Source organism: Phaeobacter sp. JH204B (assembly GCF_048055755.1).
GTDB lineage: Bacteria > Pseudomonadota > Alphaproteobacteria > Rhodobacterales > Rhodobacteraceae > Phaeobacter > Phaeobacter bryozoorum.
On the sequence record NZ_JAYMXF010000032.1, the window covers coordinates 89,607 to 113,442 of the forward strand.

Genomic DNA, 23,836 nt, shown 5'->3' on the forward strand with positions numbered 1-23,836 from the left:
CATAATTGTATACGGTTGTATCCAGTTAAGGCATTGAAAAAACGTAATTCTTTACAGGTTGCTCCACCTCGGCTAACCTGTGGTCTGCTGCTCAGGGAGACCATAGATGCCGCCGATCCAAGACCACCCGCTGCGCTACCAGCTGGCCAATGAGCTGCACGCCCGCCCGTTCCCGACGATGAGCAACCCCTCGACGGTGATCTACCTGGCGATCAAGCAGCCGCAGGAGGCCGTGCATCGGGACCGCAGCCGGGACCTTGCGCATCTGGTCGATCTCTTGGACCGTCACGGTGTCGCCCACCCGACGCCGGGGGCGACCCATCATTCGGTGCAGCTGGGCCGCCATACGCTCAAATGGGAACAGCATACTGAATTTGTGTCCTACACCCTGTATTTCGACGGTATCAGCGCCCGCCCGTATGATCCTGCGGATTTTGATGTCTTCCCGTCGGACTGGCTGGCGGAGGCTCCGGGTCAGCGCATCACTTCGATCATGCTGCGGGTCTTGCCACGTGGCGAAACCTCTGACGTTCGGGCGGCTCTGACCGATTGGTTTGTGCCGGAAAGCCTCGCCGTGGCCCGAGTGCTGGACGACAGCTGCGTGGTGGCGGGGGATTTCCGCATTGATCCGGCTGGGCATATGCGGTTTGCGGTTTTCCCGAACCGGGAAACCGGCGCCCAGCGGATCGGCCGGGTGGTGCAGCGCCTTTGCGAGATTGAGACCTATCGGGCGATGTCGATGCTCGGGTTTTCGCGGGCGCGCGGGCTGAGTCCGACGATTGGCGCGCTCGACACCCATCTGAGCGAGATGATGGCCGAGATGACCGGGGATCGCATGCCGGCGGAACAGACCCTTGCGCAGCTGCTCACGGTCTCGGCTGAGCTGGAGGCGATGGCGGCGCAGGCGGCGTTCCGCTTTGGTGCGACGGGGGCCTATGATGCGCTGGTCAATCAACGGATCGCCCTGCTGCGCGAGACCCGGTTTGAAGGGTATCAGACCTTTGCCGAGTTCATGCTGCGCCGATTTGAACCGGCGATGCGCACGGTGAAGTCAACCGAAGGGCGGCTCGCTACGCTGGCAGACCGGGCGCGTCGCGCCGGGGAGCTGCTGCGAACCCGTGTCGATGTGGAACGCAGTGCCCAGAACCAGGCCCTGCTGGAAAGCATGGACCGCCGCGCCGATATGGCGCTGCGGCTGCAACATACGGTGGAAGGGCTGTCAGTGGTGGCGATCAGCTATTACGCTGTGTCGCTGGCGTCTTATGCGCTCTATCCCCTCGCGGCGGTGCTGGACCTCAGCAAGGGGATGATGACGGCAGCACTTACTCTGCCGGTTGTGCTGCTGGTCTGGCTCGCGGTGCGGCAGATCCGGAAGCGGCTGCATTGAGCAGGGCGTCTGCCGCCAAACCGCCTGCGCCAATCGACAGCAGTGCCAGAACAGCCGCTAGGCTGAGGGTTGGGATACCGGCGAGACCGGCCCCGACTGTGCAGCCGCCAGCCAGTACACCGCCAATCCCCATCAGCACCGCGCCAGTGAGGTAGCGGCCGGTCTGCCGCGGGCTTTCAAAGCTCTGCCACTGGAAGCGACCGCTCAGCAGGGCGGCGACCAGCGCGCCAATCAGCACGCCGCCCACCAGCCCGGTCCCGAAGCCCGCAGGCACGGCGCTGGACGCCAGCGTGTAGAATAGTGTTTCCGCCGAAGGCGCAGTGAAGGAGAGGCTCTCCATGGCGATGGGGTCAAATTCATCATACAGCACATAGCCGGTGCCGACCCAGGCCAGCGGCACCAGCGCGCCGATGGCGGCCCCTCCGGCCAGCATCAGAGGATGATTGCCCGAGCGCAGAGCGATGACAAGAGCGGCCGCAACGATCAGCCCGCCGCCCGTCAGCGCGCCGCCGGGCAGTGCGGTGAGAGAGGCGAAATCCCCAATCGGCACCGTGACGCCGCCGATCCAGCTGCGCAGCGGTGCCAGCACGCCTTTGAGCGTGGCGTGGGCGACAATTGCAAAGGTCACGATCACAACCAGCGCCCGCAGGTTGCCGCTGCCGGTCAGAACCATCAGGCGCGAGACGCAGCCACGGGTCAGCACCATGCCGGCCCCGAACATAAGGCCGCCCAGTACCACCGCAGCAATCGGCAGATCCGCGACCATCAGGCGGTGCTCGGCAAAGCTGATCCAGCCCTGCGCCACGGCGGCCTGCGTGCCGAGAACAGCAACGGCCAGCGCCATTGTCCAGACGCCTGCGGCCTGACGGCGATCAGCGCCGACAACAGCGCGGCGGAAACAGAAGCGGGTCAATTGCGCCAACCCGCCGAACAGGACACCGACAGAGAGTGCAAACAGTACCGAAACCGCCCGCGCGGTGGTATCTTCAAAGCCAAGTGTCTCGAACATATGCGGCCTCCATTGCTGCGAGCGGATTCGTCGCGTTTGGAATATTTTCCCGAAATGGCCGGTTTTTGTGATCTGAGCAACCCTATGGCACCAAGCTGGCGCGGCATCCGGCAGAATGATGTTCTCTGCCAGGTGTCCTTCGCAGGCTATGTGTCCCAGCCCTGCCGCTGCGGGCAAAAACAAACCGGCCACCTGAGAGAAGTGGCCGGTTGATATGTTTTTATTTGAATGTGTTGAGCTGTTCTGCCCTCACATCTCTGGCGTGGTCAGCGCCCGCGGATCCGTGGATCCAAAGCGTCGCGCAGACCGTCGCCGAGGTAGTTCACGCTCAGCACGGTGAGCGAGATCGCCATACCGGGCCAGAACACCCGCTCCGGGTATTGCTGGAGATAGTCCGTCGCATCATAGAGCAGACGCCCCCATGTCGGGAAATCAGGCGGGAAGCCCAGGCCGAGGAAGGACAGGGCGGATTCGGTGATGATCGCGGTTGCAATCCCCAGCGTGGCCGAAACCATGATCGGTGACAGCACGTTGGGCAGGATGTGCCGCGAAATCAGCTTGCTGTTGGTGGTGCCGATGGAGCGGGCCGCAAGAACGAATTCCCGTTCCTTGATCGCCAGGACATCGCCACGCACGATCCGCGCGGTGGGCATCCAGCTGGTGATGCCGATCGAGGCCACGATCAGGATAAAGATCCCCTGTTCCGGGCCGAAGGCGGCATTCAGCGGCTCGCGGAACAACAGCATCATCACCAGCAGAAGCGGCAACAGCGGCAGCGCCAGGAACAGATCGGTCAGGCGCATCAGCGGTCCGTCGAGACGTTTGAAGAACCCTGCGAGAACGCCAACCAATGAGCCGAGGAACAGCGCCAGAAGCATCGCGGTCAGGCCAACGGAGACCGAGGTCGCGCCGCCTGCCATCATCCGGGCCAGCATGTCACGCCCCAGCTGATCCGTGCCAAAAGGATGCGCCCAGCTTGGGCTCTGGTTGCGGGCCCGGATATCAATGCGGGTGGCATCAATGTCCCAGAAAAACGGGCCGAGATAGACGGCCAGTACGATCAGCAGGAACAATGCCCCGCCAAGCATGGCGCCCTTGTGTGACTTGAACTGATCCCACACATCCAGCCACTGGCTGCGGGGTGGTTGGTCCAGTTCTTCGATCACGCCCGCCGCAGGCAGCGCGGTCGAGGCGGGCACAATCCCTTCGTCGGGCACCAGACGGTCCTTATCAGTCATAGCGGATCCTCGGGTCTAGAATGCCATAGAGCACGTCGGCAATCAGGTTGAACAGCACGATCAGCACGGCAAAGATGAAGGTCAGCGTCTGCACCATCGGCAGGTCGTTGGCCTCGATCGCGCCGATCAGCAGCTGGCCGATGCCGTTCACCTTGAACACCTGTTCGGTGATGATGGCGCCACCGAAGATCGACGGAATCCCCAGCGCGATCACGGTTACGACCGGGATCATCGAGTTGCGCAGAACATGGACCATGACGACCACATATTCGCTGAGGCCCTTGGCGCGGGCGGTGCGGACGTAATCCTGATTGAGGTTGTCCAGCATCGAGGCCCGCATGAACCGGCTCAGCTGTGCGGTGATTTGCAGCGCCAGCACCATGACCGGCATGATCATCTGTTGCAGCTGCTTAACAAAAGACTCCCAACTGTTCACGACATGAGTGGTGTCGTAGATCGATGGGAACCAGCCCAGCTGGACCGAGAAGATCACAATCACCAGTACGCCGGAGAAGAAGGGCGGCACCGAGAAACCCACCATCGACACAAATGTGCCGACCTGATCGAACCAGCTATACTGGCGATAGGCCGAATAGATGCCGATGGGCAGGGCGATGGCGATGGCGACCAGATAGGCGGTGCCCACGACCCACAGGGTCTGGGGAATACGCTGCACGACGATATCCATCACCGGCGAGCGGGTCTGCCAGGAGATCACCCGCAGGTCACCTGCGGAGAAGCTGGTGCCAAAATAATAATCGATCAGAACCTGAGGTTCGATCCAGAAGAACTGCACGATCCATTTCCAGAATCGGATATGCGCGGGTTGGCCAAGGCCAAGCGCTTCGCGCATCTTTTCTTTGACTTCGGGGGGGACGGTCAGAGGGACCTGAGCCATCGGGTCACCGGGCGCAAGTTCAAGCAGCAGGAAGATCACCAGGCTGATGAACAGAAGCGTCGGTACCGACAGGACAAGGCGTCTGATTGTAAAGGTCAGCATCCAGTAGGCGCCTTTGCAATTGGAAGAATGGGGTGGAACTGGGCGGTCTTTTGCCTGAGATCCATTTCTGGCCGACGCAATGACGTCATTCGGACGTGAATGGCAAGAGGCCCCAGCGCGTTAACTGGGGCCTCTGCAGGCGTTTGACGCTGCTTACTCGGTGCGGTGCCAGTCAGCGGCGTTCCACAGTTCGCTGTCCCAGACGTTCAGATCCACACCGCCAAGGGTGTTGGAGCGCGCGGAGAGGCGACCACGGTGCACCAGCGGAATCATGCCACCTTTTTCGACAATGATGTCGTTCAGGCGCTTGGCGATTTCCGCGCGGGCTTCCAGACCTGCGGTCTGCGCCAGCTCTGCGTGCAGCTTGTCGAACTCTTCGTCACAGAAGCGGGAGATGTTCTCGCCCTGCCACTGGGTCTCGGGACGCGGTGCCTTGTCGCACAGACCGTTGCCCAGGTAGGACTGCGGATCGGTGCCATTGAAGGTGTTGGCGTACATTTCGACGTCAGCATAGAACTTCTGGAAGGTGTCGGGGGAACCCGGATCACCACCGAAGAAGACGGATGCGTTGATGTTGCGCAGCTCGGTTTCGATGCCGATTTCGCTCCACCACTGTTTGATCAGCGCCTGGAAGTCCTGACGCACAGCGTTGGTCGAGGTCTGATACAGGATCTTCATCGGCTTGCCATCGGGGGTTTCCCGTACGCCGTCGCCATTGGTGTCCTTGTAGCCTGCTTCGTCCAGCATGGCGTTTGCGCCTGCGATGTCCTGAGTGTCACAGGTCATCGAGTCGGAGTTGAAGGCCGCAGGTGCCGGTACCCAGTTACAGGTGACCTTACCAGCCTTGCCATAGCCGATTTCCACCAGCAGCGGGCGGTCGATGGCCATCGACATGGCTTTGTAGACCGCAGGATCGCTGAGGAACGGATGCGGGCGGATCACCGAACGCTCATCCGGGCCAAGTGCCGGATCGGGGTTGGTGTTGTTCAGCATGATGCGTTCGACCAGCGGGCCGAAGCCAGCAACTGGCACGCCTTTGCCGCCGGCTTCCATCTGGGCGACCACTTCGGGCGCCAGCTGAAGGTTCCAGGCGTAGTCGAATTCACCGGTTTCCATCACCGCACGGCCCGCAGCAGTTGCGTCGCCGCCCCCTTTGAACAGGAGCTTGGCAAAGGCCGGCTTCGCCGGGTCGCGGTAGTTGTTGTTGGCCGACATGGTGATCACGTCGTTGGGCTTGAACTCATCCACGACAAACGGGCCGGTGCCGATCGGGGCAAAGTTCGCTTCGGTACACTCAGGTGCCTTGGCGCCCAGGCATTCGGCAAATTGTGCCGCCTGAATGATCGGGCTTTCGCCGCCGACAAACGGGCCATAGGGGAAGGGGGTCGGCTTGTCGAAGGTGACCTTGACGGTCAGATCGTCAACGGCCTCGACATTGGTGACACCTTCGAATTTCGTCACCTGTGCGCAGCCGCCCTCGGGGTGCATACAGTATTCGGCGGTGAATTTCACGTCATTCGCGGTGAAGGGCGTGCCGTCGGACCACAGGATGCCGGGTTTGATTTTCCAGGTGATCGAGGTGAGGTCTTCGCTCACGCCGCCATTGTCGACGGTGGGAATGTCCTCAACCAGGTAGGGAACCATCTCACCTTGCGGGTCGTAGCGGGCCAACGGCTCGATCACGAGGGAGGCGGATTCCACATCCTTGGTGCCACCCGAAAGGAAGGGGTTCAGGATCGAGGGCGCTTGCCAATAAATAATGTTAACCTGGCCGTCGGATCCCCGTTCGGCAAAGGCTGCGGGAGCAAGCGCGGCTGACGCAATTGCACCCAGCAAAAGGGTCTTGATTTTCATAATTCACTCCTTGTCGGACACGTATGTGCCTTCTTTATGACCGGGGCTTTGGCGCCCCGGAGATTTGCCACATCACTGCGGTCTGTGCGTTTGAGCACGCGCTATCTGCCGGGCGATGGCTGCGATCACGTTACCGCGATCATGGCTTGCAACCGGAGGCAGGCGTGGCTGCACTGAAGGTATCGAATACAGACTCCTGCCAAATTGCAAGACTTCCGTCGGAGAAAAAATCGCGCAGGGTTAGGAGGTGGGTTTGACGGGGTCAACGCAGGTGCGTACACATTTCTGTTAACGCCATCGAAAAAGAAGAACACGAAGGGGACGTCACGGTGCTGGATCAACCAATCGCGCAAATTAAGGGACTCCGGGTGGAGTTTCAGACAAAGGACGGTCCGGTTGTGGGGGTGAAGGATGTCTCCTTTGACATCAATCCCGGCGAAACCGTTTGCATCGTTGGCGAATCCGGGTCCGGCAAATCAGTGTCCTCGCTGTCGCTGATGCGGCTGGTTGAGTTCGGCGGCGGCGACATTACCTCGGGGCAGCTGCTGTTTGACCGTCGCGACGGCGAGGAGGTCGACCTCGGCAAGACCGATCAGGCGCTGATGAAACAGATTCGCGGCAATGAGATCGGAATGATCTTTCAGGAGCCGATGACCGCGCTCAACCCGGTGTTCACCGTCGGCCGTCAGCTGACCGAAGGGTTGCGGATCCACAAGAACCTCAACAAGAAACAGGCCGAGGCCCGTGCGCTGGAACTGCTGCGTGAGGTGCGGATCCCCGAGCCGGAGCGCCGCCTGAAACAATATCCACACGAACTGTCCGGCGGTATGCGCCAGCGGGTCGTGATTGCGATGGCCATGGCCTGCGAACCGCGCCTGCTGATCGCGGATGAGCCGACAACCGCGCTTGATGTGACCATCCAGGCCGAGATCCTGGCGCTGATGGACCGACTGAAGCGCGAGACCGGCACTGCGGTGATGTTCATCACCCACGATATGGCCGTCGTGGCGCAGATGGCGGATCGCGTTGTTGTCATGTATCGCGGCAACAAGGTCGAGGAAGGCACCGTCACCGAAATCTTCGAGAACCCGCAGCACGACTATACAAAGGCGCTGCTGGCCGCCGTTCCCAAACTGGGCGAGATGCGCGGCAAGGACTACCCGGAGCCGATGAAGCTGATGGGTGTGGAACAGCAGGAGATCAAGCCGATCAAGGGCAGCGACGAGGTGCTGCTGGAGGTGCGCAACCTGGTGACCCGCTTCCCGGTAAAAGGCGGCGTTCTGCGCCGCACCATAGCCAATGTTCACGCGGTGGAAGATGTCTCCTTCAAGGTGTTTAAAGGGCAGACGCTGTCGCTGGTCGGGGAATCCGGCTGCGGCAAGTCCACTGCCGGGCGGTCGATCCTGCGGCTGGTGGAGCCGCTGTCCGGGTCGGTGGAATTTGAAGGGCGCGATATTCTGGGTCTGAACCCGCGGGAGCTGCACAAGGCGCGCCTTGATATGCAGATGATTTTTCAGGATCCCTTTGCCTCGCTCAATCCGCAGATGCAGCTGCTGGATCAGGTGGCGGAGCCGATGCGCAACTATGGGCTTGCCTCCGGCTCCGAATTGCAGGACCGCGTCGCCAATCTGTTCGACAGGGTGCATTTGCCGCGCAGCTTCATGCGCCGGTATCCGCACGAAATGTCCGGCGGTCAGCGGCAGCGCATTGCCATCGCCCGCGCGCTTGCGCTCAACCCGAAACTGATCGTCGCGGATGAGGCCGTTTCGGCGCTGGATGTGTCGGTGCAGGCGCAGGTGCTTAACCTGATGATGGAACTGCAATCAGAATTGGGCCTGTCCTTCTTGTTCATCAGTCACGATATGGCGGTGGTCGAACGGGTCAGCCATCAGGTCGGTGTGATGTACCTTGGCCGTATCGTGGAACTGGGACCGCGGGCGCGGGTCTTTGAGAACCCGCAGCACGCCTATACGCAGGCCTTGATGAAGGCGGTGCCGATTGCCGATCCAAATCAGCGCAAATCGGAGAAGGACCTGAATTTCAAACCGATCCCATCGCCGATCCATGATCTGAACTACGAGCCGGAGCCCTCGCAATATATCGAGGTCGAACCGGGGCATTTCGTTCTGACAACTGACAGCGGCTACTAAGGGTATGGCAGATCAGCTCAGCCCGCTGGAGATCATGACCAAGCTGATCTCCTTTCCCACTGTCAGCAGCGAAACCAACCTGCCGCTGGTGGATTGGGTTGAGGGCTATCTGGCAAGCCACGGCATCACCGCGCATCGCTGGGTCGATCCCGAGCAGCCGCATAAAGCGGCGGTTTTTGCCCATGTCGGCCCCGAGGTCGAGGGGGCTGTTGTGCTCTCGGGGCACACGGATGTGGTGCCGATCGAAGGCCAGCCCTGGGACAGCGATCCCTTCACCGTGGTCGAGCGGGATGGCAAGTATTACGGGCGCGGCACCTGCGATATGAAAGGCTTTGACGCGCTGGCGATCTGGGCGCTGGTGGCCGCCCATTATCGCGGCGTCGCGCGGCCCTTGCAGCTGGCGCTCAGCTTTGACGAAGAAGTCGGCTGCACCGGCGCGCCGCCCATGATTGTCGCGATGCAGGAGGTCCTGCCAAAAGGATCCTGTGTCATCGTTGGTGAGCCTTCGGTGATGCGACCGGTGACCGGGCACAAGGGCGGGATCGGCTACAGCACCCATCTGGTGGGTTTTGAGGTGCACAGCTCGCTCATGCACACCGGTGTCAGCGCCATCATGCAGGGCGCCCGGCTGATCGACTGGGCCAATGCCCGCAATGCCGAGAATATGGCCAAGGCGCCGGATGAGGTTGCAGCGCTGTTCACGCCTCCCTTTACCACCTGCCATGTCGGGATGATCAACGGCGGAACCGCGCATAATATCACCGCAAAGGACTGTCGCTTCGTGATGGATTTCCGCGTGGTGCCGGGCGAATCTGCCGCCGACTGGGAGGCCGCCTATCTGGCCAGGGTGCGTGCGGTTGAGGCGGAGATGCAGGCGATCCATCCCGACACCCGCATCGACGTCAGCAAGAAATTCAACGTTCCGGGGCTGGTCCCCGAGGTCGAGGGCGAGGCAGAGACGCTGGTGCGCTCGCTCACCGGGGATAATGGCACCCATGTGGTGAGCTATGGCACCGAGGCCGGACAGTTTCAGGAGGCGGGCTATTCCGCCGTGATCTGTGGCCCGGGTGACATTGCCCAGGCCCATCAGCCCAATGAATATATCGAGGTGTCGCAGTTCGACGCGGGCCACCACTTCATGCAGCAGCTGGTCGACCGGCTGGCATCCTGAGCCCAGAACAACGGCGCGTCGGCGACAGCTGGTTGGGCTGATCACGGCCTAAGGAGATCTGGTTGCACGTCGATACTTGATAAGGCAATTTTTCTGGCAGAGAGTGGCCGCAGACCCCGGACGTTAGCGCTGTCGCCGGTCTGCACGGCCTGACCGAACGCGCATCGCCGAGGTGCAGGCTCAGTGCGCATCAGCCAGCGGTGCGATTGGGGAACGACGGACCAAGTGTAGGGAGACACCCATGCCGATCAAGAATCGCCTGTCCGAAATGCACGCCGAAATCACCGGCTGGCGACGTCACCTGCATCAGATGCCCGAGCTGCTCTATGAGGTTCATAAGACAGCGGCCTTCGTCGAGGAAAAGCTACGCAGCTTTGGCATCACAGACATCACCACCGGGATTGGCCGGACCGGGGTTGTCGCTGTGATCGAGGGCAGGGCGAACACCTCTGGCCGGGTCATTGGCCTGCGCGCGGATATGGACGCGCTTCCCATCACCGAGGCGACCGGGCTGGACTATGCGTCGCAGACACCGGGGCTGATGCACGCCTGTGGCCATGATGGTCATACCTCTATCCTGCTCGGCACCGCCAAATACCTGGCCGAGACCCGCAATTTCGACGGCAAGGTTGTGCTGATCTTCCAGCCCGCCGAAGAAGGCGGCGCCGGTGGCAAGGCGATGTGTGACGATGGCATGATGGATCGCTGGAACATTCAGGAAGTCTATGGCCTGCACAATGCTCCGGGGATTCCTGTGGGCGAATTTGCCATCCGGTCCGGGCCTCTGCTTGCCTCCTCCGATGAGTTCGAGATCAGGGTGACTGGGGTCGGCGGCCATGCAGCAACCCCGCATGAGGCGATTGATACCACGCTGGTCGCTGCACAGATCGTGGTCTCGCTCCAGTCTATCGTGGCGCGCAATATCGACCCGCTGAAACGTGTGGTGTTGACCGTTGGCACATTTGAGACAGACAGTACCGCCTCTAATGTCATTGCCCATACCGCGCGTCTGCAGGGGACGGTGCGGACGCTGGAAACGGAGTGCCGCGGTCAGGCCGAGATCCGTGTGCGCCGCATTGCGGAGGATATCGCCTCTGCCTATGGCGCCCATGCCGAGGTGATCTGGACGCCGGGCTATCCGGTCACCGTAAATACCGAGGCTGAGACCGGATACGCGGTTGAGGCCGCGCGCGCTGTTGCGGCCAAGGTCAGCGATGACACCGACCCGATCATGCCCTCCGAAGATTTCGCCTATATGCTGGAAGAACGTCCGGGCGCCTATATCTTCCTCGGCAATGGCGACACCGCCATGTGCCACCACCCGGCCTATGATTTCGACGATGAGGCAATTCCGCTCGGATGTAGCTGGTTTGCCGAACTGGTCGAACGACGTCTGCCCGCAGCCTGAGGATTATCCGATGCCCGTGAAGAACCGCTTTGCCGAAATGCACGCTGAAATCACCGCCTGGCGTCGGGATATCCACCAGCACCCCGAAATCCTGTATGAGACGCACCGCACCAGCGCGCTGGTTGCCGAGAAACTGCGGACCTTTGGCTGCGACGAGGTGGTGACCGGTATTGGCAGGACCGGGGTTGTCGGGGTGATCCGGGGGCGCAGCGACACGCAGGGCCGCGTGATCGGCCTGCGGGCCGATATGGATGCACTTCCTATGGCGGAGGATACCGGCCTGCCACACGCGTCGAAGATCGACGGGGCAATGCACGCCTGCGGCCATGACGGTCATACTGCGATGTTGCTCGGGGCTGCGAAATATCTGGCGGAGACGCGCAATTTCGATGGTGCGGCGGTGGTGATCTTTCAGCCCGCAGAAGAGGGCGGTAACGGTGCGGAGGCCATGTGCAAGGATGGGCTGATGGACCGTTTCGGCATCGACGAGGTCTATGCCATCCACAATTCGCCGGGGCTGGAGCTGGGCCAATTCGCGCTGCGGCCCGGCCCCATTCTGGCATCGGTCGACGAGTTTATCATCCGTCTTCAGGGGCGCGGCGGCCATGCTGCCAAACCGCAGGAAACCGTCGATACCACGGTGATGATGTGTCAGCTGATCACCGCCCTGCAATCCATCGTGTCGCGGAACGTCGATCCGGTGATGCAGGCAGTTCTATCGGTCACCTCGGCAGAAACGTCATCGAAGGCCTATAACGTCATTCCCGACCGGGCCGAGGTAAAGGGCACCATTCGCACCCATTCTCCGGACGTGCGGGCGCAAATCCCGGAGCGGCTGTGCGCGGTGACTGCCGGTATCGCGCAGAGCTTTGGCGGTTCGGCGGAGGTGGAGTTCGTGAACGGCGTACCGGTGACCATCAATGACGCTGCCGCAACCGAACATGCCCATGCGGCTGCGGTGGCTGTGGCCGGTCGTTGCGCGGAGGTGCCCCTGGCGATGGGGGGCGAGGACTTCTCCTTTATGCTGGAGGAACGCCCCGGTGCGATGATCCGCGTCGGCAATGGACCCTCTGCTGGGCTGCATCACCCGGCCTATGATTTCAACGATGACGCAATTCCCAGCGGATGCAGCTGGTTTGTCACCCTGATTGAGCAGCGCCTGCCGCTGCCCTGACGGGCAGGCGCGCTGCGCCCTGATCCAATTACCCGAATACGGCGCAGACCATGACGGTCGGCGCATTGAGCAAAAAAGAGGATATTATCATGCCTGTGAAGAACCGCTTTGCCGAACTGCAAGAGGAAGTCACCGCCTGGCGCCGTGACATTCATGAAAACCCCGAAATCCTGTTCGAGACCCATCGCACCAGCGCTCTGGTCGCTGAGAAGCTAAAAGAATTCGGCTGCGACGAGATTGTCACCGGCATTGGCCGGACCGGTGTTGTGGGCGTGATCAAGGGCAAGTCTGACAGCTCCGGCAAGGTCATCGGTCTGCGCGCCGATATGGACGCGCTGCCGATCCATGAGCAGACCGGTTTGGATTATGCCTCCAAAACCGATGGCGCGATGCATGCCTGTGGCCATGACGGCCATACTGCGATGCTGCTGGGGGCGGCCAAATACCTGTCTGAGACCCGCAATTTCGACGGTACTGTCGTGGTGATCTTCCAGCCCGCCGAAGAAGGCGGCGGCGGCGGCAAGGAAATGTGCGACGACGGCATGATGGATCGCTGGAATATCCAGGAGGTCTATGGGATGCACAACTGGCCGGGTCGGCCGGTTGGATCCTTTGCGATCCGCCCGGGTGCTTTCTTTGCAGCGACGGACCAGTTCGACATCACCTTTGAAGGGCGCGGTGGCCATGCCGCAAAGCCGCAGGAAACCATCGACACCACCGTGATGACGGCGCAGGCGGTGCTGGCGCTGCAAACCATCGCCTCGCGCAATGCGGACCCGGTGCATCAGATCGTTGTGTCCGTAACCTCCTTTGAAACCTCCTCCAAGGCGTTCAATGTGATCCCGCAGAGTGTCCAGATCAAAGGCACCGTGCGTACGATGTCGGGCGATATGCGGGATCTTGCGGAGAAGCGCATCAAAGAGATCTGTGCCGGTGTGGCAGCGACCTATGGCGGCACGGCTGAGGTGACCTATCACCGCGGCTACCCGGTGATGGTCAATCATGAAGAACAGACCGAATTTGCAGCCAAAGTGGCCCGCGACATCTCCGGCAGCTGCGATGACGCGCCGCTGGTGATGGGGGGCGAAGACTTTGCCTTCATGCTGGAAGAGCGCCCCGGTGCCTATATTCTGGTCGGCAACGGCGATACTGCCGCCGTGCACCACCCGGAGTACAACTTCAACGATGAGGCGATCCCGGCGGGCTGTAGCTGGTGGGCCGAAATCGTCGAGCAGCGCATGCCTGCTGCCTGATCAGCCCGTCATCCAGTCGGTGACCTGCTTGCCTGTCCCATCGGGGCAGGCAATTTGCGTTCTCGCCGGGGAGGGGAGCTGGATCAGCCTGCGGACCAGAGGTCCTGATAGACCGCGTCAATCCCATCGGCCTCGGCGCTTGCGCTGAAGGTCGTTACCGCGAGGTCACGCCCGGCGCGCCCGAAATCCAGCAGCTGATCGGGTGTCGACAGCAGGCGATCAGCCGCTGCCGCCGCGGCCTCGACAGCTTCCAGCGGCACCACCGTCCCAACCGTTCCCTGTGCGGAGAACGCGCGGTAGTAGCCCGTGTCTGACCCGACAAAGGGGACGCCACTTGCCAGCCCCTCCAGCGGAGCCATGCCATAGCCCTCATAGCGCGGCAGCTGCATCACCAAGGACAGCGCCCGTATCACACGCGGCAGATCGCCAGCCGGAATTTCGCCGGGAAAGAGGATGCGATCGCCAAGGCCAGCCGCCGCAATCCGGGCCTGCAGCCCCTTCAGAAAGCCCTGATGCTCCCGCGCGGCGCGGCCGACCACCAGAGCCACCAGACCGGGGTGATCCGGCAGCAGGCGCAGCATGGCGTCCACGAATAGATCGGTGCCCTTCTCGGGGCGAATGCGCCCGATGGTGGCAATCCCCTGCTGGCCTCCATACCCCAGCGCGGCCCAGGCGGAACTGCGGTTTTCCGCCGGTGTGAACAGATCTGTATCGACGCCATGTGGCACCACCGCGCGGACATGCGGGACATAGGCCGCTGCGGCCTCGGTGGTTGCGATCACAGCGTCCATGCGCGAGATCAGCCAGCGGGGAAAGGCCGAGTGGCGCCGCTGCGCCGCCGAGGTGAAGACAATGCGGATGGGCAGGCGCAGGACGTCGCGTGCCCAGATCGCCGCACGCATTTCGGTGTTGCGCCTCACATGCCAGATGGCAAAGGGTTTGGCGGGATGATGCCTGCGTGAGGCCGCGCGGGCAGCGGCGATGCTGATGGGGTCCGGGCAGCCGGGCAGGGCGCGTCCGACCAGCGCCATATCATAGCGGCCCGCCTGCTGACGGATCACATTGGCGGCGGTTGCCGAGACGCCGGTGAAGTTGCGATTGAAATTGGTGACAAGAAGGTCGGCCATCTGCGGGTCCCGTTCAATGGGGCTGGCGGGCGGGCGACAGCGCCAGATTGTCGATCAGCAGATCAACCACGCCATCAAGCGCTGCCGCCTGTGCCGCGACCACGCCACGGGCCGCGTCGCGCGCAGCGTTGAGGGCGGCATCATCATCCATCCAGTGGCTTACGGCACCTGCTAGCCCCTTGGCATCATTGACCTCGACCGCGCCGCCCGCGCTGATCAACGGCGGATAGGTCTCGGCGAAGTTGGAGTATCCCGGACCCGTGATCACGGCAGCGCCTGCCTGTGCTACCTCAAAGGGGTTATGGCCGCCGATGGGCGCAAGGGAGCCACCAAGAAACACGATGGGCGACAGCGCATACCAGGTGCCGACTTCGCCCAATGTGTCGGCAAGATAGACCTGGGTATCCGCTGTCAGCGGCTGACCGGCGCTACGGCGCGCAACGCTGAGGCCTGCCAGCTCGATCAGCGCGATGATGTCCTCGGCTCGTTCCGGGTGGCGGGGGGCCAGCAGCAGGCAGATGTCCGGGTCCTCGGCCAGCAGCGCCTTATGCGCGGCGATCACGGTCTCTTCCTCGCCCCGGTGCGTGGAGCTGGCCACCCAGAGCGGGCGCTCGCCAAGCTCTGCGCGGACCGCATCAAGGGCCGCCTGATCGACGGGCAGCGGAGCGGAACCGGCCTTGAGGTTGCCGCTGGGATGGACTTTGTCCGGTGCGGCGCCCAGCTCGATCAGGCTGTCCCCCATCTGCGGGTTCTGGCTGAGCAGCAGATCAAACTTCTGCATCACAAACGCCGCGGTGGCCGGTTTCGATTTCCACCGCGCCACAGACCGGGCCGAGAGGCGGGCATTGACCAGCGCGAGCCGCACAGCAGCCTGTTCAGCGGCATGGAGCGTTACCGGCCAAAGCTCGCTTTCGACAAAAAGCGCTGCATCGGGCTGCCAATGGCGCAGGAACCGATCGACCGGGGCGGTGGCATCCAGCGGGGCGAACTGGTGGCGACAGTTGGCGGGCATACGCTTGGCCATCATCTCAGCCGAGCTGGCGGTGCCGGAGGTCAGCAGAAACTCCGCGCCGGGCAGCCGTGGGGCCAGTTTGTCAATCAGGCTGAGCGCTGCGAGGCTTTCACCGACCGAGGCCCCGTGCAACCAAAGCAGAGGCGCAGGCCTGCCGTCCGGTCCGCGTGGGGTCGGGCGCGGCTGGCTGGCATAGCCCAGACGCTCGCGCTGCCGTGTGGGAGAAACGCCATGGTCGGCGAGCTTGCCCGCCACCTTGCGAAAGGCGAATGGTGCCAGCAGCGCAGTGGCGCCACGGTAGAGGTGAAACAGCAGCGTCGGCGCGCTGGTCCTGCGGCTGGCCATGTCAGCCGCCGGTATGGCTCATGTGGCGTGGCATCTGCCCGTCCAGTTTTTGCCGGGAATAGTCGAAATCATGGCCCTTGGGCTTGAGCGTGATCGCAGCCCGTATGGCCGCTTCCAGCGCCTGATCATCCTCGGGGTGATCCCGTAGCGGCGCGCGCAGGTCCGCCATGTCTTCCTGCCCCAGGCACATGTATAGCTCACCGGTGCAGGTCAGGCGCACCCGGTTGCAGCTTTCGCAGAAGTTATGCGACAGCGGCGTGATAAATCCGATCTTCTGGCCGCTCTCCTCCAGGCGGACATAGCGCGCCGGTCCGCCGGTCCGTTCGGTCAGATCAGTGACGCTGTAGTGATCCTCATAGGCGCGGCGCACGTCTTTCAGCGACCAATATTGACCCAGTCGGTTTTCATTGCCGATATCGCCCATCGGCATGACCTCGATCCAGGTCAGATCCATATCGCGCTCGGCGCACCAGCGGGTGATGGCGGGCAGCTCGTCCTCGTTGAAGCCTTTCAGGGCAACAGCGTTGATCTTGATCCGCAGCCCGGCCTTCTGGGCCGCATCAATCCCGCGCAGCACCTGGGGCAGGCGGCCCCAGCGGGTGATCTCGGCAAATTTGGCCTCGTCGATGGTGTCGAGCGAGACATTCACCCGCCGCACACCGGCGTCATAAAGATCCTGCGCGTATTTTTCCAGCTGCGAGCCATTGGTGGTCAGCGTCAGCTCCTTCAACGCCCCGCTTTCCAGATGCCGGGTCATGGCGCGGAAGAAAGTCATGATGCCCCGGCGCACAAGTGGCTCACCACCGGTGATCCGCAGTTTCTCAACACCAAGATTGACGAAGGTCGAACACATGCGATCCAACTCTTCCAGTGTCAGAAGATCCTTCTTCGGCAGGAAGGTCATGTTTTCGGACATGCAGTAGACGCAGCGAAAATCGCAGCGGTCGGTGACCGAAACGCGCAGATACGTAATGGCGCGGGCGAAGGGATCGATGAGTGGCGCTGTCATTCTTCTTAGGTAAAGCGGGGCGGCGCTTGCGGCAAGGGCTGAGTTTGGCCGAACCCGGGATTGCCGCTGGCAAAGCCGTGAGCGCGGAGCTAGTGTCGCGATATGCGTTATTCTGTTTTGATCCTGTCGTCTGTCGTGCTGCTTGGAGCCTGTGGCCAATTGCAGTGGAATTCCTCGGTTCTGGGTGGGGGTAGGCCCTCTGGCCCGGTTGGTGATCCGGTCAGTGATACGGCCGCTACGGTCCCGCTGGCGCCGGGTGTCGAACAGACACCGCTGGACGCTGCGAACGGTTCGGTTGCCCCGGTCGGCGCGGCTGCGGGCTATACCGGGCGCGCCTCAACCGTGGCCAGCCTCGGGGATCCCTCGCAGCCCGGTCTGTGGATGGATACGCCTTTGGTCGATAGTGCGCAGGTGGCGCGCGTGCGCTCGCCTCGGGGCACCGAGGTCACGCTGACTCTGCGTCCAATCGGTGGAGACACCGGCGCCGGAAGTCGGCTTTCGATTGATGCGATGCGCGCACTTGGGCTGCCGCTGACGGAGCTGGTCGAAGTTGAGGTCCTGCCTGCCGCCTGATCGGCCCTGAGGTCGTCACCTCCGGCGAGCCCCCCAAAAAAAGAAATGGCGCGAAGGATATCTCCTGCGCGCCTATTTTGTTGGTAACAGCTGTTGCGAGATTCCTGCCTGCGCGGTTCAGTCGGCGTGACTGGCAGCAGGCAGATGTTTGGCCGCTTCCTTGCGGGCAAAGGGCTTCATCGCTGCGCCATGTTCGGCAAGGAATGCGCGGGTGCGATCAGCGTCATGTTTGCTCAGATCGCGCAGCCACCAGGCGATGGATTTCTGAATGAACCAGTTGCGATCGGGCACGTAGCCAGCGGCCCAGCCGAGGATCCGCTCGCGTGCGGCCAGTTCTTCAGCTTTGGGGTTGGGCAGCTTGGCCCAGGGCAGCGTGGCAACCAGGGCTGCCCGGCGGGTCCACATGTGATCAGAGCCGGTCCAGCCCTCGACGATATCCAGACGTGCGGGCTCAGCCTGAAGGCGTTTCTGGATGGCCGAGGCTGCGTGGTCTGCAATAGCCCAGCTGTCAAAATCCGGCAGCCAGCTTTGCAGCAGGTCCCAGACCGGTGCGTCGTCCCTGATCCGCGCCTGTGTCAGCAGCTTTGCCGCCGCGATGCGCGCCTCGAACACATCGCTGGCCCAGAGCTCCTGCGCCAGCGCGCAGCGCGCGGCAACCCCATCGTCGCCCGAACTCAGCTGCTTGCGCCACTCCTGGCTCAGGCTGTTGATGGTGGGATTCGGAACCCCCAGCACAACGCGCTTCTGCTTGTGATAGCTGGCCATCTGAGCCGCGCGCGCAGGCTCGGCGGCGCTCTCCAGCGCGGCCAGTGCCACCTCCAGTGTCAGATCGCTCATTCCACCGTCACCGATTTTGCGAGATTGCGGGGCTGGTCCACATCGGTGCCCTTGGCGATTGCGGTGTAATAGGCGATCTGCTGCGCCGGCACCGCATATAGGATCGGGGCCAGCGCATCGGGTACCTGCGGCATCACGATCACCTCATGGGTGCCATCACCGGCGATCTTGGCACCTTCGGTGTCGGTCACCAGGATCACCTTGCCCCCGCGTGCCATGACCTCCTGCATGTTTGACACTGTCTTGTCGAACAGTGCATCACGCGGCGCCAGAACCACCACCGGCACCTTCTCGTCAATGAGCGCGATGGGGCCGTGTTTCAGCTCGCCGCTGGCGTAGCCTTCCGCATGGATATAGCTCAACTCCTTGAGCTTCAGCGCGCCTTCCAGCGCCAGCGGATAGAGCTGCCCCCGCCCGAGGAAGATGATATCCCGTGCCTTCGCCAGCCCGCGTGCCGTAGCGGTGATCTGCTTGGCGCCCGTCAGTGACTGGTTGATCAGACCGGGCAGCGCGCGCAGATCGTCGGGCATTCCGGCAGGCAGGGCGATGCCGCGCTGTTGGGCCGCCCGCAGGGCGAGCAGCAGCAGGATGGTCAGCTGGCAGGTAAATGCCTTGGTCGAGGCAACAGAGATTTCCGGGCCAGCGTGCAGCGGCAGAAGCACATCGCTTTCCCGCGCGATGGAGCTTTCGGGAACATTGACCAGCCCCACGATCTGCTGCGCCTTGCCGTCCATGTAGCGCAGGGCGGCCAGGGTGTCGGCGGTCTCTCCCGATTGTGACACAAACAGCGCCATCGTCTTCTCCGACACCGGCGGCTCGCGGTAGCGGAACTCAGAGGCAACATCGACTTCGACCGGCATCCGGGCGATCTGTTCGAACCAGTATTTCGCAACCATACAGGCATAATAGGCGGTGCCACAGGCCACCATGGTCAGCCGCTCGATCCTGGTGAAGTCCAGCTCGGACGGCAGCGCCAGCTGGCCATCCTCGCTCAGATAGGCTTTCAGCGCGCGGTCAATGGCAACCGGCTGTTCGGCGATTTCCTTGGCCATGAAATGCTTGTGGCCGTCCTTGTCGACGCGCGCATTTGCCAGCTGGATCTGGCGTTTTTCGCGGTTGGCGATGGCGCCGCGCTGGTCCCAGATATCGAGGCTGGTTCGGGTCAGTACCGCAAAATCGCCTTCTTCCAGATAGGTGATCTGGTCGGTGAACGGAGCCAGCGCTATCGCGTCCGACCCGACGAACATTTCGCCCTCGCCATGGCCGATGGCAAGCGGCGAACCCTTGCGGGTGGCGATCATCAGATCCTCTTCGCCCTCAAACAGGAAGGCCAGGGCAAACGCTCCGTCCAGACGCGACACGGTTTCGCGCGCCGCTTCGACCGGGGACTTGCCGTCGCTGATCAGCGCCTCGCAGAGCAGGGCGACGGTTTCGGTATCTGTCTCGGTCTCAAAGGTGATGCCTTTTTGACCCAGCTCCACACGCAGCTCTTTGAAGTTCTCGATGATGCCATTGTGGACAACGGCAACCCTGCCGGCCCGATGCGGGTGGGCGTTGCTGACCGTCGGCGCCCCATGGGTGGCCCAGCGGGTATGGCCGATGCCGGATTTGCCGCGCAGCGGTTCATGAACAAGAAGATCGGAAAGGTTCACCAGCTTTCCCACCGCACGGCGGCGGTCCAGCGCGCCGTCACTGACGGTGGCGATCCCGGCGCTGTCATAGCCGCGGTACTCCAGCCGCTCGAGAGCCTTTACCAGGATTGGGGCCGCTTCATGATTGCCAAGAACGCCGACGATGCCACACATTATTCGGCTCCTTTGCCAAGACGGGCCTTCTTGGCGCGCAGCATGTCCATCAGCTTGCGCGCCCGCCCGGGTTTGTTCTGTTGCTCGGCGCGCGCAATGGCCAATGCGCCGTCCTCGACGGATTTCGTGATCACGGCTCCGGTTGCGGTCATGGCCTGATTGCCGACGCGCACCGGGGCCACCAGCATGGTGTTGGACCCGATAAAGGCACCGGCTCCGATTTCGGTCCGGTGTTTCATCACGCCGTCGTAGTTGCAGGTGATCGTTCCCGCGCCGATATTGGTACCGGCACCAACGCTGGCATCGCCGATGTAGCTGAGGTGGTTGACCTTGGCGCCCTCGGCAATTTCAGCATTCTTGATCTCAACGAAATTGCCGATGTGGGTGTTCTCTGCCAGCTCTGCACCGGGGCGCAGGCGGGCATAGGGGCCGACCTTGGAGCCGCGCGAGATATGGCAGCCCTCAAAATGTGAGAATGATCGGATGAAGACACCGCTTTCGACCGTGACATCGGGGCCGAAGACAACACTGGGCTCGATGATCGTGTCGCGGCCGATGACGGTGTCAAAGGCCAGATAGACCGTCTCAGGATCCATCAGCGTGACGCCATCCTCCATCAGCGCGGCACGTGCACGGCGCTGGAAGATGCGGTCGGCTTCGGCCAGATCCGCGCGGGAATTGATGCCAAGGGTCTCGGCCTCATCGCAGGAGACCGCAGTGACCCGAAGCCCATCGGCGCAGGCCAGCTCCACAAGATCAGTGAGATAATACTCGCCGGAGGCATTGGCGCTGTCGACACGGTCAATCAACGCAAACATCTGCGCAGCATTGCCGGCCATCAGCCCGGAATTGCAGAAATCAATCGCGCGCTCGGCCTCGGTTGCGTCCTTGTATTCGACAATACGTTCCAGGCTGTCGCCATTCATGACCAGGCGGCCATAGCGTGCCGGATCAGCTGCGGTGAAGCCCAGAACCACCAGATCGGCGTTCTGCCGTGCGGCGATCATATGTTCCAGCGTTTCGGCGCTGACAAAGGGCGTGTCGCCATAAAGCACGACGATATCGCCCTCGAAACCGGTCAGTGCCTCACGCGCCTGCGCGACGGCATGAGCTGTGCCAAGCTGTTCTTCCTGAACGACAATTTCGACATCTTCGTCGATATCGGCCAGGGCTGCCCGTACATAATCCGCGCCGTGACCGGCCACCACGATGGTGCGCTCGGGGGCCAGCGCGCGACCGGCGGACAGCGTATGTTCCAGCATCGGGGCGTGGGCAATGGGATGCAAAACCTTGGGCAGGTCGGAGTTCATCCGGGTGCCTTTGCCTGCGGCCAGAATGACGAGGGCGGTGCTCATGTGATGTTTTCTCTTTGTCTTTTCAGCGCCCCCGTTTTATCCGCTAACAGCAGGCGCGCAAGGCAAAGCGCCATCAAACAAGGTTGCGGCTTGCAACAAGCGGTGGCGGAAACGCGCCGAGAGAGGGCAGATATGCGAACGGTTATCTTCGATCTCGATGGTACTTTGGCGGATACATCCGGTGATCTTCTGGCTGCGGCGAATGCCTGTTTCCGTCAGATGGGACTGGGGAATCTGCTGTCCTTGCCACGGGATGCTGCGGTTGCCCTGCGCGGCGGCAAGAGCATGTTGACCACCGGGCTGAAACGCGCCGGGGAGTATCGTGAAGAAACCGTCGAGGAATACTATCCGCGGCTTCTGGAGTATTACCGCGATGCGATTGACCATCACACGGTGTTGTATCCGGGCGCCATGGCGGCGGTGGAGCAGTTGAAAACCGACGGGTTCCGGGTGGGGATCTGCACCAACAAGCCGGAGGCGCTGGCGGAGAAGCTGATGCAGAGTCTGGGCGTACGTGATGCGTTCCACTCTCTGGTCGGGGCGGATACGCTGCCGGTGCGCAAGCCTGACCCGGAGCCGCTGCGGGAGGCTGCCCGGCGGGCCGGGGGTGATCCTGAGCGTACAATTCTGATCGGTGATACGGACACCGACCGCAAGACCTCGGCAGCGGCCGGGGTGGCCTCGGTGCTGGTGACCTTTGGTCCGTCCGGCGACGACCTTGAGGCGCTGCGCCCCGAGGCGCTGTTACAGCGTTTTGAGGATCTTCCGGCACTGGCGGCCCGCTTGCTGCCTCTTTGATGTCAGGCGATGTCGTCCGGGCGATGTCGTCGTGACATCGTCGCCGTATTCTCGGGTGGTTCCATGGCAGGGCTTGACCTCCTGTGATCAGGGGCAGACAAAAACACCATGACAGAGATATTCAGCGGTAGCTTTACCCAGCAGGAACCCATCCCCGAAGACGCCATCGAAGCCGCCGTCGCGGTGATGCGCCACGGACGCCTGCATCGCTACAATGTGGTGGCGGATGAGGCGGGCGAGGTAACCCTGCTGGAAGAGGAATTTGCGGCCCAGATGGGCGCGCCCTATGCCCTGGCCGTGGCGTCGGGGGGCTATGCGCTGGCAACCGCCCTGCGCGCGGTCGGGGTGCGGCCCGGCGACAGGGTTCTGACCAATGCCTTCACCCTCGCGCCGGTACCGGGGTCGATTGCCGCTGTTGGCGCACAGCCGGTCTATGTCGGGGTAACCGAAGCGCTGACCCTTGATCTTGAGGATCTTGAGCGTCAGCTGGCGGCGGATGGTCACCCAAAGGTTCTGATGCTGTCACATATGCGGGGTCATCTTTGCGATATGGATCGGTTGATGGCCATCTGCGATGCTGCGGGCGTCACCGTGATCGAGGACTGCGCCCACACCATGGGCGCGCGGTGGAACGGGGTTCTGTCCGGCCGTCACGGCGCTGTCGGCTGCTATTCCTGCCAGACCTATAAGCACGTGAACTCGGGAGAGGGCGGTCTGATGATCACCTCGGACCCCGAAATCGCGGCCCGCGCCATCATGCTGTCGGGGTCTTATATGCTCTACTCACGGCATCGGGCTGCGCCCGGACCTGAGGTGTTCGAGCGGATCAAATATGAAACCCCCAATATTTCGGGCCGTATGGACAACCTGCGCGCCGCGATCCTGCGGCCGCAGCTGCGGCAACTGGACCAGCAGGTGCAGCGCTGGAACGAACGCTATCAGCAGATCGAGACAGGGCTGCGAGACACGCCCGGCCTGCAGGTCGTCGAACGCCCGCAAGCGGAGTTATATGTCGGCTCCTCCATCCAGTTCCTGCTGCTGGACTGGTCGGCTGACAAGATCCGTGAGGTGCTGCGCCGGTGCAGCGCTCGCGGAGTCGAACTCAAATGGTTTGGTGCGGCTGAGCCGGTCGCATTCACCTCCCGCTATGACAGCTGGCGCTACGCGGCGGCACCGGCAATGCCCGCAAGTGATCGTGTGCTGCACGGGATCATCGACATGCGGGTGCCATTGACCTTCTCGCTTTCCGACTGTGCGCAGATCGCGCGCATCATCCGGGCTGAGGTGGCGGCGGTGTTCCAGGCCGGAGAGCGCTGACGGGTCGGCTGGCT

The 23,836-nt window shown here is 62.4% G+C and carries 19 protein-coding genes; 9 read left to right on the top strand and 10 right to left on the bottom strand.

Going from position 1 to position 23,836, the window contains the following annotated elements; translation table 11 throughout:
* Positions 1 to 106: 106 nt before the first annotated feature.
* Complete coding sequence (locus tag VXL81_RS18190) at positions 107 to 1,387, top strand: DUF3422 family protein (protein WP_340545087.1); 1,281 nt, start codon at positions 107 to 109, stop codon at positions 1,385 to 1,387.
* Here the strand turns inward: VXL81_RS18190 and VXL81_RS18195 are convergent.
* The 4 genes from VXL81_RS18195 to VXL81_RS18210 all read right to left on the bottom strand — a co-directional run bounded on the left by VXL81_RS18195 (position 1,323) and on the right by VXL81_RS18210 (position 6,488).
* A complete protein-coding gene (locus VXL81_RS18195; protein ID WP_416555520.1) occupies positions 1,323 to 2,396 on the bottom strand; it encodes a YeeE/YedE family protein in 1,074 nt (357 codons plus the stop codon). The genes VXL81_RS18190 and VXL81_RS18195 overlap by 65 nt on opposite strands.
* Positions 2,397 to 2,662: 266 nt before the next feature.
* Positions 2,663 to 3,634: an ABC transporter permease gene (locus VXL81_RS18200; protein ID WP_416536789.1), complete on the bottom strand. Its 972-nt coding sequence runs from the start codon at positions 3,632 to 3,634 to the stop codon at positions 2,663 to 2,665.
* Positions 3,627 to 4,634 (bottom strand): ABC transporter permease, encoded by a 1,008-nt coding sequence (locus VXL81_RS18205; protein WP_416536790.1) that lies wholly within the window; start codon positions 4,632 to 4,634, stop codon positions 3,627 to 3,629. Before VXL81_RS18205 ends, VXL81_RS18200 begins: the two co-directional genes overlap by 8 nt.
* A gap of 153 nt (positions 4,635 to 4,787) precedes the next feature.
* Complete coding sequence (locus VXL81_RS18210) at positions 4,788 to 6,488, bottom strand: peptide ABC transporter substrate-binding protein (RefSeq protein ID WP_416536791.1); 1,701 nt, start codon at positions 6,486 to 6,488, stop codon at positions 4,788 to 4,790.
* Positions 6,489 to 6,817: 329 nt separating this feature from the next.
* Here VXL81_RS18210 and VXL81_RS18215 point away from each other — a divergent pair, with 329 nt between their 5' ends.
* The 5 genes from VXL81_RS18215 to VXL81_RS18235 all read left to right on the top strand — a co-directional run bounded on the left by VXL81_RS18215 (position 6,818) and on the right by VXL81_RS18235 (position 13,644).
* Complete coding sequence (locus tag VXL81_RS18215) at positions 6,818 to 8,638, top strand: ABC transporter ATP-binding protein (protein WP_340545092.1); 1,821 nt, start codon at positions 6,818 to 6,820, stop codon at positions 8,636 to 8,638.
* A gap of 4 nt (positions 8,639 to 8,642) precedes the next feature.
* Positions 8,643 to 9,809, top strand: coding sequence for an acetylornithine deacetylase (gene argE, locus VXL81_RS18220; RefSeq protein WP_416555522.1), 1,167 nt, complete (start codon positions 8,643 to 8,645; stop codon positions 9,807 to 9,809).
* A 241-nt stretch (positions 9,810 to 10,050) separates the two neighbouring features.
* Positions 10,051 to 11,217 (top strand): M20 aminoacylase family protein, encoded by a 1,167-nt coding sequence (locus VXL81_RS18225; protein ID WP_416555524.1) that lies wholly within the window; start codon positions 10,051 to 10,053, stop codon positions 11,215 to 11,217.
* 10 nt (positions 11,218 to 11,227) lie between these two features.
* Positions 11,228 to 12,391: a M20 aminoacylase family protein gene (locus VXL81_RS18230; protein ID WP_416545408.1), complete on the top strand. Its 1,164-nt coding sequence runs from the start codon at positions 11,228 to 11,230 to the stop codon at positions 12,389 to 12,391.
* 89 nt (positions 12,392 to 12,480) lie between these two features.
* Entirely contained in the window at positions 12,481 to 13,644 is a 1,164-nt protein-coding gene (locus VXL81_RS18235; protein WP_340545096.1) for a M20 aminoacylase family protein, read from the top strand.
* Between the two features lie 83 nt (positions 13,645 to 13,727).
* Here the strand turns inward: VXL81_RS18235 and VXL81_RS18240 are convergent, their stop codons facing one another.
* The 3 genes from VXL81_RS18240 to moaA are packed head-to-tail and all read right to left on the bottom strand — an operon-like array spanning position 13,728 to position 17,137.
* The gene (locus VXL81_RS18240; RefSeq protein ID WP_416555526.1) at positions 13,728 to 14,771 is read right to left on the bottom strand and encodes a glycosyltransferase family 4 protein; all 1,044 of its coding nucleotides are present in this window, start codon (positions 14,769 to 14,771) and stop codon (positions 13,728 to 13,730) included.
* A gap of 13 nt (positions 14,772 to 14,784) precedes the next feature.
* Positions 14,785 to 16,128, bottom strand: coding sequence for a 3-deoxy-D-manno-octulosonic acid transferase (locus VXL81_RS18245; RefSeq protein WP_416555528.1), 1,344 nt, complete (start codon positions 16,126 to 16,128; stop codon positions 14,785 to 14,787).
* Position 16,129: 1 nt separating this feature from the next.
* A complete protein-coding gene (gene moaA / locus VXL81_RS18250) occupies positions 16,130 to 17,137 on the bottom strand; it encodes a GTP 3',8-cyclase MoaA (protein ID WP_340545099.1) in 1,008 nt (335 codons plus the stop codon).
* 102 nt (positions 17,138 to 17,239) lie between these two features.
* On the opposite strand from moaA, the gene VXL81_RS18255 reads away from it, so the two are divergent.
* Entirely contained in the window at positions 17,240 to 17,710 is a 471-nt protein-coding gene (locus tag VXL81_RS18255) for a hypothetical protein (RefSeq protein WP_416543637.1), read from the top strand.
* Positions 17,711 to 17,827: 117 nt separating this feature from the next.
* Here the strand turns inward: VXL81_RS18255 and VXL81_RS18260 are convergent, their stop codons facing one another.
* The 3 genes from VXL81_RS18260 to glmU are packed head-to-tail and all read right to left on the bottom strand — an operon-like array spanning position 17,828 to position 21,707.
* On the bottom strand, positions 17,828 to 18,547 hold the full coding sequence (locus VXL81_RS18260) for a DNA alkylation repair protein (RefSeq protein ID WP_416555530.1): 720 nt from the start codon (positions 18,545 to 18,547) through the stop codon (positions 17,828 to 17,830).
* Positions 18,544 to 20,352, bottom strand: a complete 1,809-nt coding sequence (glmS, locus tag VXL81_RS18265) for a glutamine--fructose-6-phosphate transaminase (isomerizing) (RefSeq protein WP_340545102.1) — start codon at positions 20,350 to 20,352, stop codon at positions 18,544 to 18,546. Before glmS ends, VXL81_RS18260 begins: the two co-directional genes overlap by 4 nt.
* Complete coding sequence (gene glmU, locus VXL81_RS18270) at positions 20,352 to 21,707, bottom strand: bifunctional UDP-N-acetylglucosamine diphosphorylase/glucosamine-1-phosphate N-acetyltransferase GlmU (protein ID WP_416555532.1); 1,356 nt, start codon at positions 21,705 to 21,707, stop codon at positions 20,352 to 20,354. The genes glmS and glmU overlap by 1 nt, the downstream gene beginning before the upstream one ends.
* A gap of 132 nt (positions 21,708 to 21,839) precedes the next feature.
* Between glmU and VXL81_RS18275 the strand changes: the two genes are divergently transcribed.
* Together VXL81_RS18275 and VXL81_RS18280 are read left to right on the top strand one after the other, a co-directional pair.
* The gene (locus tag VXL81_RS18275) at positions 21,840 to 22,505 is read left to right on the top strand and encodes an HAD-IA family hydrolase (RefSeq protein WP_416536802.1); all 666 of its coding nucleotides are present in this window, start codon (positions 21,840 to 21,842) and stop codon (positions 22,503 to 22,505) included.
* Between the two features lie 108 nt (positions 22,506 to 22,613).
* Positions 22,614 to 23,822: a DegT/DnrJ/EryC1/StrS family aminotransferase gene (locus tag VXL81_RS18280; RefSeq protein WP_340545105.1), complete on the top strand. Its 1,209-nt coding sequence runs from the start codon at positions 22,614 to 22,616 to the stop codon at positions 23,820 to 23,822.
* Positions 23,823 to 23,836: the final 14 nt, after the last annotated feature.